The 13834-nt window shown below is 36.8% G+C and carries 15 protein-coding genes; all 15 read left to right on the top strand.

What is annotated here, in order from left to right:
- Positions 1-70: 70 nt before the first annotated feature.
- The 15 genes from der to aroB all read left to right on the top strand — a co-directional run bounded on the left by der (position 71) and on the right by aroB (position 13791).
- Positions 71-1381 carry a ribosome biogenesis GTPase Der gene (gene der, locus R4Z10_RS15000; protein WP_338470102.1) on the top strand — a complete coding sequence of 437 codons (1311 nt, stop codon included), beginning with the start codon at positions 71-73 and terminating at the stop codon, positions 1379-1381.
- A 16-nt stretch (positions 1382-1397) separates the two neighbouring features.
- Complete coding sequence (locus R4Z10_RS14995) at positions 1398-2423, top strand: NAD(P)H-dependent glycerol-3-phosphate dehydrogenase (protein ID WP_338470101.1); 1026 nt, start codon at positions 1398-1400, stop codon at positions 2421-2423.
- Positions 2424-2713: 290 nt separating this feature from the next.
- Entirely contained in the window at positions 2714-2914 is a 201-nt protein-coding gene (locus R4Z10_RS14990) for a DUF2768 domain-containing protein (RefSeq protein WP_338470100.1), read from the top strand.
- Positions 2915-2944: 30 nt separating this feature from the next.
- On the top strand, positions 2945-3652 hold the full coding sequence (locus R4Z10_RS14985) for a hypothetical protein (RefSeq protein WP_338470099.1): 708 nt from the start codon (positions 2945-2947) through the stop codon (positions 3650-3652).
- 213 nt (positions 3653-3865) lie between these two features.
- Positions 3866-5344, top strand: a complete 1479-nt coding sequence (spoIVA, locus tag R4Z10_RS14980; protein ID WP_338470098.1) for a stage IV sporulation protein A — start codon at positions 3866-3868, stop codon at positions 5342-5344.
- Between the two features lie 554 nt (positions 5345-5898).
- A complete protein-coding gene (locus R4Z10_RS14975) occupies positions 5899-6171 on the top strand; it encodes an HU family DNA-binding protein (RefSeq protein ID WP_338470097.1) in 273 nt (90 codons plus the stop codon).
- Between the two features lie 231 nt (positions 6172-6402).
- Positions 6403-6972, top strand: coding sequence for a GTP cyclohydrolase I FolE (folE, locus tag R4Z10_RS14970; RefSeq protein ID WP_338470096.1), 570 nt, complete (start codon positions 6403-6405; stop codon positions 6970-6972).
- A gap of 31 nt (positions 6973-7003) precedes the next feature.
- Positions 7004-7246 carry a trp RNA-binding attenuation protein MtrB gene (gene mtrB / locus R4Z10_RS14965; protein ID WP_338470095.1) on the top strand — a complete coding sequence of 81 codons (243 nt, stop codon included), beginning with the start codon at positions 7004-7006 and terminating at the stop codon, positions 7244-7246.
- 148 nt (positions 7247-7394) lie between these two features.
- Positions 7395-8198: a heptaprenyl diphosphate synthase component 1 gene (locus tag R4Z10_RS14960; RefSeq protein ID WP_338470094.1), complete on the top strand. Its 804-nt coding sequence runs from the start codon at positions 7395-7397 to the stop codon at positions 8196-8198.
- Between the two features lie 4 nt (positions 8199-8202).
- Positions 8203-8904 (top strand): demethylmenaquinone methyltransferase, encoded by a 702-nt coding sequence (locus R4Z10_RS14955; RefSeq protein WP_338470093.1) that lies wholly within the window; start codon positions 8203-8205, stop codon positions 8902-8904.
- A gap of 116 nt (positions 8905-9020) precedes the next feature.
- On the top strand, positions 9021-9983 hold the full coding sequence (gene hepT / locus R4Z10_RS14950; RefSeq protein ID WP_338470092.1) for a heptaprenyl diphosphate synthase component II: 963 nt from the start codon (positions 9021-9023) through the stop codon (positions 9981-9983).
- Between the two features lie 103 nt (positions 9984-10086).
- On the top strand, positions 10087-10533 hold the full coding sequence (gene ndk, locus R4Z10_RS14945) for a nucleoside-diphosphate kinase (RefSeq protein WP_338470091.1): 447 nt from the start codon (positions 10087-10089) through the stop codon (positions 10531-10533).
- Positions 10534-10655: 122 nt separating this feature from the next.
- Positions 10656-11429: a protein-glutamate O-methyltransferase CheR gene (locus tag R4Z10_RS14940; protein WP_338470090.1), complete on the top strand. Its 774-nt coding sequence runs from the start codon at positions 10656-10658 to the stop codon at positions 11427-11429.
- 119 nt (positions 11430-11548) lie between these two features.
- Positions 11549-12718 (top strand): chorismate synthase, encoded by a 1170-nt coding sequence (aroC, locus tag R4Z10_RS14935; RefSeq protein WP_338470089.1) that lies wholly within the window; start codon positions 11549-11551, stop codon positions 12716-12718.
- Complete coding sequence (gene aroB / locus R4Z10_RS14930) at positions 12718-13791, top strand: 3-dehydroquinate synthase (RefSeq protein ID WP_338470088.1); 1074 nt, start codon at positions 12718-12720, stop codon at positions 13789-13791. Before aroC ends, aroB begins: the two co-directional genes overlap by 1 nt.
- Positions 13792-13834: the final 43 nt, after the last annotated feature.

Raw genomic sequence — 13834 nt, 5'->3', positions numbered from 1 at the left:
GTTAAATTTTACTTGTAAACCAAATGATACATAACAAAAAGTGCGTGAATATATAAGGAGGGTGATAATAATGGCGAAACCCGTTATTGCCATTGTAGGTCGGCCTAACGTTGGAAAATCAACGATCTTTAATCGGATTGTAGGAGAAAGAATTTCAATTGTCGAAGATATCCCAGGTGTGACAAGGGATCGGATTTATAGTTCTGGAGAATGGCTGAGTCATGACTTTAACATCATAGATACAGGTGGAATTGACATTGGAGATGAGCCATTCTTAGAACAAATTCGTCAGCAAGCAGAAATTGCAATTGATGAAGCAGATGTAATCATATTTTTAACGAATGGAAGAGAAGGTGTGACTTCTGCTGATGAAGAAGTCGCTAAAATATTGTATAAAGCGAAGAAACCTGTCGTGTTAGCGGTCAATAAAATCGATAATCCTGAAATGAGAGAACAGATTTATGATTTTTACTCTTTGGGATTTGGAGAACCGTTCCCTGTTTCTGGTTCCCACGGTTTAGGGCTTGGAGACTTATTAGATGAGGCAGCTAAACACTTTCCTAAAAGAGATACGAAAGATTATGAAGATGATGTGATTTGTTTTTCTTTAATTGGACGACCTAATGTTGGGAAATCCTCATTAGTGAATGCTATCCTAGGAGAAGAACGTGTGATTGTTAGTGATATTTCTGGTACAACCCGTGATGCCATTGACTCAATTCTAACATACAACAGTCAAGAGTATGTCATTATTGATACAGCCGGGATGCGAAAAAAAGGAAAAGTATATGAAACAACTGAAAAATATAGTGTGTTAAGAGCATTGCGGGCGATTGAACGTTCAGATGTGGTTCTAGTCGTAATTAATGCTGAAGAAGGGATTATTGAACAAGATAAAAAAATAGCTGGTTATGCACATGAGGCAGGACGAGCTGTTGTCATTGTTGTAAATAAATGGGATGCTGTCGAAAAAGACGAAAAAACCATGAAAGACTTTGAAGAAAACATTCGGGATAATTTCCAGTTTCTTGATTATGCTCCAATTGTTTTTCTGTCGGCTAAAACGAAGAAGAGGATCCATACATTAATGCCAATGATTGATATGGCGAGTGAAAATCACGCTCGTCGTGTGGATACAAGTATTTTAAATGATGTCATTATGGATGCAGTTGCTATGAATCCGACACCAACAGACAAAGGGAGGCGGTTAAAGATTTATTATACAACTCAAGTTTCTGTAAAACCACCTACATTTGTTGTTTTTGTTAATGAACCAGAATTAATGCATTTTTCTTATGAGCGATTTCTTGAGAATCGGATCAGGGATGCGTTTGGATTTGAGGGGACTCCAATCAAAATCTTCCCGCGTGCAAGGAAGTAAAAAAGGGTGTGATGGTATGAGTAAAATAGAAAAGGTTGCTGTGTTAGGTGCTGGAAGTTGGGGAACAGCCCTGTCCATTGTTTTAGCGGACAATGGACATGAGGTCCGCTTATGGGGACATAAACCAGACCAAATAGAAGAAATTAATCAACATCATTCAAATCAAAAGTATTTACCAAATATCGAGTTACCCAACAATATTATTGGCTATTCTTCTCTTGAAGAAGCCGTTTCAGGATTAGACCTTATTGTTCTAGCTGTTCCAACAAAAGCAATTCGTGAAGTACTAGGGAAGGTCAGATCATTTCAAAAAAGTCCATTAACGATTGTGCATGTTAGTAAAGGCATTGAGCCTGATACATTTATGAGAATTTCAGAAATGATACAAGAAGAACTGCCTAAAGATCTATATGAAAGTATTGTCGTTCTATCAGGTCCAAGTCATGCTGAAGAAGTTGCTCTACGCCAACCAACAACTGTAACTTCATCTTCTCAGAATATAACTGCAGCAGAGCGAGTGCAAGATCTGTTTATTAACCAACATTTCCGCGTATATACAAATCCTGATATTATTGGGGTAGAAATTGGTGGAGCCCTCAAAAACATTATTGCATTAGCGGCAGGAATATCGGATGGACTAGGGTATGGAGATAACGCTAAAGCTGCTTTAATGACAAGAGGTCTTGCAGAGATCACAAGACTTGGAGTCAAAATGGGGGCTAGTCCTTTAACTTTTGCTGGCTTAACAGGCATTGGTGATTTAATTGTTACATGTACAAGCGTTCATTCCCGTAATTGGCGAGCTGGGAATTTACTCGGTAAAGGAAAGTCTCTCCAGGAAGTGTTGGATAACATGGGAATGGTTGTCGAAGGGGTACGAACAACAAAGGCTGCATGGCAATTAGCCAAGAAATATGAGGTCAATATGCCGATCACTGATGCCCTATATGGGGTATTATTTAATAATGGGAATGCCAAAGCTGCTGTTGATGAATTAATGGGAAGAGTAAAAACTCATGAAATGGAAGATTTAACCATCTAATTGATTTAAATTCCTGAAAAAAATTTTCCTTTCTAGGCATTTGAGGATACGATTTACAAGGTTCTTGCATACAATGCATACGAAGGAACTGGTGTATTAAACTGTGAACATGGGTTATTTAGTCAATTAGAGGCCAGAATGAAGATTTTTTAGCCCCATCTTCGTTCTGGCTTTTTTTATTTTTTTAAAAAAATTGCCCTCAATTATTAGACAAAAAATAAAGAGTCAAAACATTATAAAAATACTAATTACTGTGATATAATACTTCTCAAATAAGGGGAGTGGAGAAAATGTCACCAGCATTAATGAGAATGTGGATATCAATTGCATCAATGGGATTTTTGTTTGTGGCAATGATCTTAATTTATTTGAGTAGGTATAAATTAAAACAAAAAATTTTAAAGGTTTTTTCCGCTATTTTTGCCTATCTATTATTATTTATTTCTGGAATGATCATATTTTTAGTGGTTTTTAGTGGACCAACTACATAGTAACTTTATAGATTAAAAGGGCTGAGGAGATTGAAGAAGTTATTCACACTTGTGTTGTTAGTTAGCATACCACTGTTAGCTGGGTGTATGTTTCCTGAGGAACAATTGGCACATAATGCAATTCCATATCAGGATCAACTGCAATCGGTACAGACTGCAGTTGAGAATTTCCAAAAAGATCAGGGTGGGATTTTGCCAATCAAAACATTAGAAAAGGACACACCTATATACCATAAATATCCAATTGATTTTAAAAGACTTATACCAGAGTATATGGCTGAACCCCCTAGCAATGCTTATGAGAGTGGGGGGGTGTTTCAATATGTCATTGTTGACGCTGAAACGAAACCAACAGTTAAAATGTTTGACCTGCGAATAGCTGATCTCATTAGTGAAATTAATTTACGTATTAAAATTCAAGGTTATCCTCCATTTAAGGATAAGCTTGCTGAAAATATTTATAGTATTGATTTTGAAAAGCTAGGTTATTCTGAGGAACCATTTGTGGTTAGTCCTTATAGTAGTCAACATCTCCCGATTGTGATTAATCACAAAACAGAAGTATATGTGGATTATCGTAGTGATTTATATCAGGCGATAAACAATGAGTCTCATGAATTCCAAAATGGAGATGATATAAGGAATATTTTAATAAAGAGCTCTCCATTTGTACCCGCTTATTCCTTGCCATATACGATTGATTCAGAAACAAATGAACCTGTCTTTTTAACGAATTAGTCATAACCCTTCTTTTACAAAATATATTGTAAAAGAAGGGTTTTTTCTCGTAATGAAAGTGAAACCCTCACATGTTATTCTTCCGATAAGGAGGTTAAAAATATAGAAAACTGTCATAACGATGTGGGACAACATCATAAACATATAGTGTAGAAAATAATTGATAGGATCATTCAATACATTATTAGTATCGGGATTTTAGGAGGGGATCACTTGGAAAAGATAGATATTTTTAAAGATATAGCCGAAAGAACCGGTGGAGACATATATCTAGGTGTAGTTGGTGCAGTCCGTACTGGTAAATCAACATTTATTAAAAAATTTATGGAATTAGTTGTACTACCTAACATTAGCAATGAAGCAGAGCGAGCCCGCACCCAAGATGAGCTCCCTCAAAGTGCTGCTGGAAAAACAATCATGACAACAGAACCGAAATTTGTTCCAAACCAAGCAGCAAGCATTCATGTTGCTGAAGGATTGGATGTGAACATCCGCTTAGTTGATTGTGTTGGATATACAGTACCAGGGGCAAAAGGATATGAAGATGAGAATGGTCCACGAATGATTACGACTCCTTGGTATGAAGAGCCGATCCCATTTCATGAGGCTGCAGAAATTGGAACTCGAAAAGTGATACAAGAGCACTCAACCATCGGTGTTGTCATTACGACAGACGGTACAATTGGTGACATTCCACGGAGTAACTATATTGAGGCAGAGGAACGTGTCATCAATGAGTTAAAAGAGGTTGGAAAACCATTTATTATGGTGATCAATAGTGTACAACCACAACATCCAAATACAGAATCCCTCCGTGCAGATCTTTCGGAAAAGTATGACATCCCTGTACTGGCGATGAGTGTAGAGGGGATGCGTGAAACCGATGTTTTAAATGTGATGAGAGAAGCATTATATGAATTTCCAGTTCTCGAGGTTAATGTTAATCTACCTAGTTGGGTAATGGTCCTCAAAGAGAATCACTGGCTTCGTGAGAGTTATCAAGAGGCCGTTAAAGAAACAGTAAAGGATATTAAAAGGCTGCGAGACGTGGATCGAGTGGTTCAACAGTTCTCTGAATTTGAATTTATAGACCGAGCAGGCTTAGCGGGAATTGAAATGGGCCAGGGTGTTGCGGAAATTGATTTATTTGCACCTGATGAATTATACGATGATATCTTAAAAGAGATTGTAGGTGTCGAAATCCGTGGAAAAGACCATCTCCTAGAACTTATGCAGGATTTTGCCCATGCTAAAACCGAATACGACCAAGTCGCAGATGCCTTAAAAATGGTAAAACAAACAGGCTATGGAATTGCATCACCAGCCCTCGCGGATATGAGTTTGGAAGAACCAGAAATTATTCGTCAGGGCTCACGTTTTGGTGTACGCCTAAAGGCGGTGGCTCCATCGATTCATATGATTAAAGTTGATGTGGAAAGTGAATTTGCTCCAATTATTGGAACTGAAAAACAAAGTGAAGAATTAGTCCGATATCTCATGCAGGATTTTGAAGATAATCCACTTTCCATTTGGAACTCTGATATTTTTGGAAGAAGTTTGAGTTCCATAGTCAGGGAAGGCATTCAAGCAAAACTGTCCTTAATGCCTGAAAACGCTCGATATAAGTTGAAAGAAACGTTAGAAAGAATTATCAATGAAGGATCTGGTGGACTAATTGCGATTATATTATAGGACTCTCACTATGAGAGTTCTTTTTTTTTTTGTTGCTTCATTAGTTGATTAGTTCTACCTCTAAAAGTCGGAGAAGAGTGCAAATGATTTTCTAATAGAGCGAAGTTCAATCCTAAGCTGATATATATTAAGCTTCCTGCGGAAACCAAGGAATATTTGGTAGAAACTCACCGAATGAGTTCGAGCTACGGTTATGACAACTTAGTCAGGTGAATCTATGTAATTGTGCTTTGGGTGTATAAGTATTCGGGGTGAAATTTGACGGAGTGTATGTAAATGGAGGGAAAACTTGTCTAGGTTGTTAAAATTCTCTTGCGATTAGGATTCTATTATGATAATCTTTTAGAGGAATTGGTAATAATAATCAAAAAACCCTTGAAATTAAAGGCTTTTTTTAAAAAAAGGTTTGAAATATTCTTCTCTATGTTTTAAGATAATGCTTGTTATCATTTAAAAAATGGTAATGATGTATAGAATTAACAAAATTTGTTTACAAATGTAGGTAAGAAGTGAGTATTTACAAGGTTTTTAATCATTGGGAGGAGGTGACTGTCATGAACAAAACAGAATTAATTAACGCAGTTGCTGAGGCAAGTGAGCTTTCTAAAAAGGATGCCACTAAAGCAGTAGATGCTGTTTTTGATGCGATTCTAAACGCATTAAAAGACGGTGATAAGGTACAGCTTATTGGCTTCGGAAACTTTGAGGTCCGTGAGCGTGCTGCACGTAAAGGACGTAACCCTCAAACAGGGGAAGAAATTGAAATTGCTGCAAGTAAGGTTCCTGCATTTAAACCAGGTAAAGCGCTAAAAGATGCAGTTAAATAATTACATATAAGTGCTAATAAACCGCGAGAATTCGCGGTTTTTTATTGAAGTCATCTAAATATACATATGTTTTTCAGTTGCTGACAGGCATATCCTCATGATTTCCACCTAATAATAATTTATAAAGTATGCTACTATAAATAGTAATTCATCAACGAATCATTAAGGTTTTCTATAAGAGATAAGAGAAATTATTATTTAGTTTTGAGATCATATTAGGAGGAAATCTGAATGACACAAGTCAATCGTACTCAAATTGAAGAAGCGGTACGTTTAATATTAGAAGCAATTGGAGAAGACCCAAATCGAGAAGGACTCCTAGATACTCCTAAAAGAGTAGCAAAGATGTATGAAGAAGTGTTTAGTGGTTTACAGCAAGACCCGAAAGAATATTTTCAAACCGTATTCAGTGAGGAACATGAAGAATTAGTATTAGTGAAGGATATTACTCTTTATTCGATGTGCGAGCATCATCTAGTTCCGTTCTTTGGTAAAGCCCATGTAGCCTATTTACCGAGAAATGGACGAGTTACCGGTTTAAGTAAATTGGCTAGAGCGGTAGAGGCTGTTTCAAGAAGGCCACAGCTCCAGGAACGGATTACAGCTGTGCTTGCTGATAGTATATATGAAACACTGGAACCACATGGAGTCATGGTATTAGTTGAGGCCGAACATATGTGTATGACAATGAGGGGTGTCAATAAACCTGGTACTAGAACACTTACAACTTCAACGAGGGGTGTTTTTGACGAGGATAGTAACTTACGATCAGAAGTGCTGTCGTTAATTAAACATCCATAAAGCTCAATATAGAAAGAAGGCTGTGGGGATTATGAATACAAAACCAACCTCTAATGATTATGTAATTATTAAAGCAAAAGAAGACGGTGTCAACGTCATTGGTTTAACAAGGGGTTCAGATACTAAGTTTCACCATTCTGAAAAATTAGATAAAGGCGAAGTGTTAATTGCACAATTTACAGAACATACATCAGCAATTAAAATTCGCGGTTCTGCTTTTATTAAAACGCAATTTGGTGACTTAGAAAGCGAAGGAAAAACGGATTCTAACTAACCATATATTCAACTGAAGTGAAGTAAACAAAATAGGAAAGCATACCCCAATATAGCATCTTTTATGATATAATGGGGTCTGCTTGTCCTATATAATATATAGATTTAACACTACTTAATAATTAAACGGGGAATAAGGGTGTGATTACATGAGCGATATTGAAATTAGAATAGCACAAATGAAGGAAATCATCGAAAGATATGTTTTACATCCTTATTTACGTAAATATATCCAATTGCCAAAAATTGATGAGGATAAATTACTTATCCTGATTTCAATAGCTGATCAATTAGATCTTTCTCCAATAGAACAAGATTCATATATTATTGCCATTATGCTTATGTATATTGCTTTAGATACACATGATTATGTATCCAACTCTTTAAAAGATGATAATAGTATGAAAACAAGGCAACTCACTATTTTAGCGGGAGACTATTATAGTGGATTGTATTACAAATTTTTAGCTAAAGTAGAAAATATTGCAATTATAAAAAAACTATCGAAAGCAGTTAAAAGAATTAACGAGCATAAAGTCACTCTTTACAGTAAAAATCAAAACAATGTAAGAGAAGTTATGGATAGTGTAAAGGTGATTGAATTCTCCTTAATTGAAGAGTTTGCCCATTTTTTTAACATAACAAATTGGGATTATAGTATCGCAAACTTTCTCCTCCTCAATCGATTAATTGAGGAAAAGGAACTATTTTTGACGACCGGAAATTCAGTTGTTCTTCATGCCATTGACCGTTCAACATTTGCAAGTGATCGAGAAAGGCTAAACAATCACATGCAACAGAGCTTAATCCAACAATGTGAGAGTTTTATTGAGCACGCTAAGAAGCAAATCATGATTGGAATGGATGATGCACCTTTATTAAGTCCCAATTTAAAACAACGATTGATGGATAGAACCCAACCAGTAGAAAAATCATTTGTGGAGGAAGGGTAGAAGCATGCAAGAACAAACAAAAGAACAAAAGGTTCACCGCGTTTTCGAAAATATTTATGACCAGTACGACAAAATGAATTCTGTCATTAGCTTCAAACAGCATGTCAGGTGGCGGAATGATATTATGAAGCGAATGAACGTACGTGCAGGATCAAAAGCACTTGATTTATGTTGTGGTACGGGTGATTGGACACTCTCTCTAGCGCAAGCTGTCGGTGACAATGGAGAAGTAATCGGACTGGATTTTAGTAAAAATATGCTCAAAATAGGCGAACAAAAGTTAAAAAATTATCATAATGTTACTCTTGTTCATGGGAATGCTATGGAACTTCCTTTTCCTGATGGGGCCTTTGATTATGTAACCATTGGATTTGGGCTGCGAAATGTACCGGATCTTCAGCAAGTGTTACAAGAAATGTATCGTGTCGTTAAACCAGGTGGATTGGTTGTTTCATTAGATACATCTCATCCAACCGCTTTTGGATTTAAGCAATTATATTATTTTTATTTTCAATTTATCATGCCGTTTTTTGGTAAATTATTTGCGAAAAGCTATAAGGAATATGCTTGGTTAAATGAATCAACGCGTCATTTTCCGGGGATGAGAAAACTAGCTGAGATGTTTGAACAAGCAGGTTTTGTGAATGTAACGTATAAACCTTATACAGGTGGCGTTGCAGCAGCACATTTTGGCTATAAGCGTTAACTTTATTCAGCAGCAGTCTTACACATTGATAAGTGATGTGACAAATACTTAGCTTAAAATAAATGGACGTTTTGTTTGCGTGTGCAAGCAGGGGTTACAGCAAGGTGGATACGGATATGAAATTTAAAATGATGTATTCATTTTTAAATAAGGATATTGATATAGTAGAGAAAGCATTAGAAGAGGCTGTGTATGCTGATTCGGCACTGCTAAGAGAAGCCTCTCTTCATTTGTTGCAAGCGGGGGGGAAGCGGATTCGTCCTCTTTTTGTGTTATTGGCGGCTAAATTTGGTGAGTACGATATTCATAAGATCAAAAAAGTGGCGGTTTCTTTAGAGTTAATCCATGCTGCCTCTCTTATTCATGATGATGTAATTGATGATGCGTCCATTCGAAGAGGACAACCGACCGTTAAAGCTAAATGGGATAATCGAATTGCTACTTATACAGGCGACTATATTTTTGCTCGTGCTTTAGAATTAATGGCTGAAATAGAAAAACCTCAGGCACATACAATTCTTTCGCATACAATGGTTGAGTTGGTCATCGGTGAATTAGAGCAAATGAAAGATAAATATCGGTTTAATCAAAATTTAAGGGATTATTTACGGAGAATCAAAAGGAAAACGGCTCTGTTAATTGAATCGAGCTGTCAGTTAGGTGCAATTACGGCCAATGTTGACGAAAAAACAGCATGGAATCTGGCGAAATATGGATATTATGTGGGGATGTCCTACCAAATTATCGATGATATTCTTGATTTTACAGGAACTGAAAAGGAATTAGGGAAGCCATCTGGAGGAGATTTGTTACAAGGGAATATCACACTTCCGGCTTTAATTGCCATGGAAAATGAGGCAATTGCAAAGGAAATTCGTAAAGTCCATGAGAAGATGACTAAGGAAGAAATGGAAGAGATTATTAAATTGATTATTGATTGTGGTGCAATTGAAAGAGCTAGAAACATCAGCAATCAATATTTAAATAAAGCCCTAATCATGGTTGAACAACTTCCCGATAATCAGGCCAAAACCGCACTTCGTAATATTGCTAAATATATTGGCAAAAGAAAATTTTAGGGAAGTTGTAAAGTATTCAAATAAATGTTATTATTTCCATGGAATCCCTTTCAAAAAGCGAAAGGGAGAATATTATACATACTGTTATAGGGGCTGAAGTATTATGGAAAAAACATTTTTAATGGTTAAACCAGATGGTGTACAACGTAATTTAATTGGTGAAATAATTTCACGGTTTGAGAAAAAAGGTTTTCAACTTGTTGGTGGAAAATTAATGAATATTCCTAGAGAATTAGCCGAAGAGCATTACGGTGAACATAAAGAACGTCCTTTTTTTGGTGAATTAGTTGATTTTATCACATCTGGTCCAGTATTTGCGATGATTTGGGAAGGCGAAAATGTCATTGCAACTGCTCGTCAAATGATGGGTTCAACAAATCCAAAGGATGCTGCACCTGGAACCATTCGCGGCGATTTTGGAGTAACAGTTGGAAAAAACGTAATTCATGGTTCTGACTCTCCTGAAAGTGCAGTTCGTGAAATCGGATTATTTTTTAAGGAAGAAGAAGTAGTTCAATACGATAAATTAATGGGTCAATGGATTTATTAATAAAAAGCGGCACTTGATTTTTTTCAAGTGCCGTTTTTTTAATGAGTAGCTTTTCTATTTAGATGGAAAAGGGAATCCCTTTTGTACTATACTAAAGTTATCCTAATAAAGGGAGTATAAGAATGCCTACTGATTATCAACAATTCATTAGTCGCATAAAATCCAAAACAGGAATTGATCTAAGTCTATACAAAGAGACACAAATGAAAAGAAGACTAACCTCCTTGTATGAAAAGAAAGGATACTCCTTCTTTGAAGCATACTTTCAAGGGGTGACTCGTGATTCAGAATTGTTATATGAATTTTTGGATCGAATGACGATCAATGTTTCCGAATTTTATCGTAATTATAAACGTTGGGAGGTTTTAGAAAAAGGAATCTTGCCAAAAATGCTAAAAAGGGTAAATAAACCAAAAGTATGGAGCGCAGCATGTTCGACAGGCGAGGAACCATATACAATAGCGATGATATTATCCAAGTATATGCCGTTATCAAAAATTAATATATTAGCATCAGATATTGATGAAAAAGCGATCGCTCGAGCAAAATTAGGAATTTACCCTGAACGGTCTCTCAACGAAATCCCGGTGGATATGAAAAGAAGATTTTTTACTCGTGAGGAGAGCGGGTACGTCCTTTCAGAGGAAATTAAAAAGACCGTCACTTTTAAAAAACATAATTTATTAGCTGAACCCTATGGAACAGCTTATGATTTAATTATATGTCGCAATGTTCTCATTTATTTTACAGAAGAAGCAAAGGATAGTATATATCAAAAATTTTCAAAGGCTCTAAACCAGGACGGTATCCTTTTTGTTGGTAGTACTGAACAAATTTTTAATGTAAACAAATATCGTTTTGAAGTGGAAGATACTTTTTTCTACAAAAAGATATAATAATGGTATAAACTTTTCTGAAAAAATGTTAGGATTATTTTTAAAACTTACTATTCTAATTTGGATTGATATGTTATATTGATACATAATCCTTTAATGATGTGAAGGGGGAAAGAAAGATGAGATATTTAACAGCAGGAGAATCACATGGCCCGCAATTAACAACCATTATAGAGGGACTACCAGCGGGAATGCCTCTATTACAAGAGGATATAAATGAACAATTGGCAAGAAGACAAAAAGGGTATGGTCGCGGCCGTCGAATGCAAATTGAAAAGGATATAGTTGAGATCACTAGTGGGGTTAGACATGGATTAACATTAGGGTCGCCAGTTGCATTAGTTGTAGAAAATAATGACTGGAAACACTGGGTAAAAATCATGGGGGCTGAGCCTTTTGAAGGAAATGAAGAAGATATCAAACGGAAAGTTACGAGACCTAGACCAGGTCACGCTGATTTAAACGGAGCGTTAAAATACGGTCATCGTGATATGAGAAATGTATTAGAACGATCCTCTGCGCGAGAAACGACCGTTCGTGTTGCAGCAGGGGCTGTAGCGAAAAAATTATTATCTCTACTAGGAATCGAGGTTGCATCCCATGTAGTAGAAATTGGTGGGGTAAAGGCATCAGAGACAAGTTATGACTCGATTCAAAGCTTAAGAGAAATAACAGAAGAATCACCTGTACGCTGTCTAGATCCAGAAGCAGGGGAAAAAATGATGAGAGCGATTGACTCAGCAAAGGAAAATGGCGACTCAATCGGTGGAACTGTAGAGGTTATTGTAGAGGGTATGCCAGCAGGGGTTGGCAGTTATGTGCATTATGATCGTAAGTTAGATTCGAAACTGGCTGCAGCAATCTGCAGTATTAATGCATTCAAAGGTGTTGAATTTGGAATAGGCTTTGATGCAGCGCATATTCCAGGGAGCCAAGTACATGATGAGATCGTTTGGTCTGAAGAAAGAGGGTTCTATCGAAAAACCAATCGTTTAGGTGGCTTAGAAGGTGGTATGTCCAATGGGATGCCACTTGTCATAAGAGGAGTTATGAAACCAATTCCAACATTGTACAAGCCGCTGCAAAGTGTGGATATTGAGTCAAAAGAGGAATTTACAGCAAGTGTTGAACGCTCAGATAGTTGTGCCGTACCAGCAGCTGCGGTTGTTGCTGAAAATGTTGTTGCATGGGAATTGGCTTCAGCCATTATTGATCAGTTTTATAGTGATCGTTTTGAAACGCTAAAAGAAGTAGTTGATGAACACCGTAAATATGCGAGGGAATTTTAATGATTCAACATATGGTCAAGACTCCATTAAAATCTTACCCAGTCTATATCGGGCCTGGTGTAATTGATGAACTGCCCCGTTTTATACAGGAACATCTATCTGTCACGAAAATCATGGTTATTACGGATGAAAAGGTGGGAGTTCTTTATTTAGATCGAATCCTTCAATTACTCAAAGACTTTCATGTTGAAGCAATAAGGGTACCAAGTGGGGAAGAGGCTAAAACATTTGACGTTTATTATGAATGTCAAACAGCAGCTTTAAATGCCGGTCTTGATCGCGGTTCCTTAATCCTTGCACTTGGCGGCGGTGCGGTTGGAGATTTGGCAGGATTTGTTGCTGCGACATTTATGCGAGGAATTCCTTTTATTCAGCTGCCAACTACGATCTTGGCACATGATAGTGCGGTAGGTGGGAAGGTTGCGATCAATCATCCGAAAGGTAAAAATATGATTGGGGCATTTTATCAACCAGAGGCAGTGATCTATGATACTCATTTCTTAGCTAGTTTGCCACAGCATGAAATACGTTCGGGTTTTGCTGAAGTTATTAAGCATGGACTCATACAGGATTTTTCTTTCTATACTTGGCTAAAAAATCATATTCGCCAATTAGAATATTTGACAGAAGAGGATCTTGTTACGTTTTTAGCAAAAGGAATTGAGATTAAGAGCGTGATTGTCGGTGAGGACGAGAAGGAAACTGGGGTAAGAGCTTATTTAAACTTCGGTCATACTCTTGGACACGCGATTGAAGCTGAAATGGGCTATGGGAAAATCACTCATGGAGAAGCCGTTGTAATTGGAATGGGATTCGCCTTACAACTTAGTCAGAAATTTGCAGGGCTTCAAATGGATACAGCAGCCTTTCAAATATGGCTTGATTCATTAGGCTATCAAACCGAGTTGCCGAGAGGTTTATCTTTAGATGCACTCATCCAAAGGATGAAAGGTGATAAAAAATCAATCGATGGGCAAATTAGGTTTGTCCTTTTAAATAAAATTGGAATGCCGCAAATCTATGAATTATCCGAAACGGAAATTTTAGGAGAGTTAGAGCAATTCAGCCTCTGAATAAGAGGCTATACTTATAAGTTTTAGGTAACTGTCTAGCTCC

The organism is Niallia sp. XMNu-256, assembly GCF_036670015.1.
In the GTDB taxonomy this organism is placed as follows: domain Bacteria; phylum Bacillota; class Bacilli; order Bacillales; family Cytobacillaceae; genus Bacillus_BD.
The sequence above is the reverse complement of the archived record's forward strand: the minus strand, read 5'-3'. Positions and strand labels throughout refer to the sequence as shown.

What these genes read in the sequence shown, in the direction of transcription:
- der (WP_338470102.1), top strand. Translation starts at nt 71, where the DNA reads ATGGCGAAACCCGTTATTGCCATTGTAGGTCGGCCTAACGTTGGAAAA.
- R4Z10_RS14995 (WP_338470101.1), top strand. Translation starts at nt 1,398, where the DNA reads ATGAGTAAAATAGAAAAGGTTGCTGTGTTAGGTGCTGGAAGTTGGGGA.
- R4Z10_RS14990 (WP_338470100.1), top strand. Translation starts at nt 2,714, where the DNA reads ATGTCACCAGCATTAATGAGAATGTGGATATCAATTGCATCAATGGGA.
- R4Z10_RS14975 (WP_338470097.1), top strand. Translation starts at nt 5,899, where the DNA reads ATGAACAAAACAGAATTAATTAACGCAGTTGCTGAGGCAAGTGAGCTT.
- folE (WP_338470096.1), top strand. Translation starts at nt 6,403, where the DNA reads ATGACACAAGTCAATCGTACTCAAATTGAAGAAGCGGTACGTTTAATA.
- mtrB (WP_338470095.1), top strand. Translation starts at nt 7,004, where the DNA reads ATGAATACAAAACCAACCTCTAATGATTATGTAATTATTAAAGCAAAA.
- R4Z10_RS14960 (WP_338470094.1), top strand. Translation starts at nt 7,395, where the DNA reads ATGAGCGATATTGAAATTAGAATAGCACAAATGAAGGAAATCATCGAA.
- R4Z10_RS14955 (WP_338470093.1), top strand. Translation starts at nt 8,203, where the DNA reads ATGCAAGAACAAACAAAAGAACAAAAGGTTCACCGCGTTTTCGAAAAT.
- hepT (WP_338470092.1), top strand. Translation starts at nt 9,021, where the DNA reads ATGAAATTTAAAATGATGTATTCATTTTTAAATAAGGATATTGATATA.
- ndk (WP_338470091.1), top strand. Translation starts at nt 10,087, where the DNA reads ATGGAAAAAACATTTTTAATGGTTAAACCAGATGGTGTACAACGTAAT.
- R4Z10_RS14940 (WP_338470090.1), top strand. Translation starts at nt 10,656, where the DNA reads ATGCCTACTGATTATCAACAATTCATTAGTCGCATAAAATCCAAAACA.
- aroC (WP_338470089.1), top strand. Translation starts at nt 11,549, where the DNA reads ATGAGATATTTAACAGCAGGAGAATCACATGGCCCGCAATTAACAACC.
- aroB (WP_338470088.1), top strand. Translation starts at nt 12,718, where the DNA reads ATGATTCAACATATGGTCAAGACTCCATTAAAATCTTACCCAGTCTAT.